The sequence below is a fragment of the Pseudomonas emilianonis genome, assembly GCF_023072625.1.
Classification (GTDB): Bacteria; Pseudomonadota; Gammaproteobacteria; order Pseudomonadales; family Pseudomonadaceae; genus Aquipseudomonas; species Aquipseudomonas paraveronii.
In genome coordinates this window covers 1-1,439 of record NZ_JAKNRV010000647.1, presented here as the reverse complement: position 1 = coordinate 1,439, position 1,439 = coordinate 1, and the positions used below count along the sequence as shown (strand labels likewise).

Here is a 1,439-nt window from a genome sequence, read left to right as displayed (position 1 = left end):
TACCGGTGGCGGCCGAGCGTGGCCATCAGGTGACGTTGTTCGATTCGGCCAGCGAGATCGGCGGCCAGTTCAACATCGCCAAGCGCGTGCCGGGCAAGGAAGAGTTTTTCGAAACCCTGCGTTACTTCAATCGCAAGTTGCAGACCACCCATGTGGAGCTGTGTCTCAACACCCGTGTCGACGTCGCGCAACTGACGGCGGGCGGGTACGACGAGATCATCCTGGCCACCGGTATCGCACCACGCACGCCGGCGATTCCGGGTATCGACAACCCCAAGGTGCTGAGCTACCTCGACGTGATTCTCGAGCGCAAACCGGTGGGCAAGCGCGTCGCGGTGATCGGTGCCGGTGGTATCGGCTTCGACGTGTCGGAGTTCCTCGTGCATCAGGGCGTGTCCACCAGCCTGGACCGCGACGCGTTCTGGAAAGAGTGGGGCATCGACACGCAGTTGCAAGCGCGTGGCGGTGTCGCCGGGATCAAGCCTCAACCTCACCCGCCGGCGCGCGAGGTGTTCCTGTTGCAGCGCAAGGCCTCCAAGGTCGGCGATGGGTTGGGCAAGACCACCGGTTGGATTCACCGCACCGGTTTGAAGAACAAGCAGGTGCAGATGCTCAACAGCGTCGAGTACCTGAAAATCGACGATGAGGGCCTGCATATCCGCATCGGCGCCGAGGGCGAGCCGCAGCTGTTGGCGGTGGACAACATTGTGATCTGCGCTGGCCAGGACCCGTTGCGCGAATTGCAGGACGGCCTGGTCGCGGCGGGCCAGAACGTCCACCTGATCGGTGGCGCCGATGTAGCGGCCGAACTGGACGCCAAGCGCGCCATCAACCAGGGCTCGCGCCTGGCGGCTGAGTTGTAAAATGCCCGGAAGGGGCGGTGTTAGACTACCGCCCCTTTTTTCATGCGGACTAGCCCCGATGGGCCCTTTCGATTGGCTTCCCCATGCGCCCCTGGAACCGCTGCTGCTGGATTGGCTGAACGGGGTTGAGTTGGCCGTGCTGCGCCTGGACCGCATTGACCCGCTGATCAGCGGCAACAAGTGGTTCAAGCTCACCGAGCACCTGGCCCAAGCGCAACAGGCCGGTGCCAGCGGGATCATCAGCCTTGGAGGGGCGTACTCCAACCATCTGCATGCGCTGGCGGCGGCCGGCAAGCGTTTTGATTTTCCCACCGTCGGCCTGTTGCGCGGCCATCCCCAAGACACGCCCACTGTCCTCGACCTGAAAGCCTTCGGCATGCAGCTGCATTGGCTGGGTTATGGCGGCTACCGTGCGCGGCATGAGCCAGGTTTCTGGCTGCCGTGGCGCGAGCAATATCCCCATCTCTATCCAGTGCCCGAAGGCGGCGGGGGCGTCGCAGGGGCGTTGGGTTGCGGCGTATTGGTCGAGCAGGCGCGCGCGCAGTTGAGCAACGTGGGGTGGGATGATTACGATGC

The 1,439-nt window shown here is 63.8% G+C and carries 1 protein-coding gene and 1 pseudogene; both read left to right on the top strand.

The features are described from left to right. Nucleotides 1–863 (top strand): NAD(P)/FAD-dependent oxidoreductase (locus L9Z73_RS30450; protein ID WP_247408663.1); only part of this gene is annotated, 863 nt, incomplete at its 5' end. Between the two features lie 58 nt (nt 864–921). Continuing rightward, nucleotides 922–1,439: pseudogene (locus L9Z73_RS30445) on the top strand (1-aminocyclopropane-1-carboxylate deaminase); the annotation flags it as partial.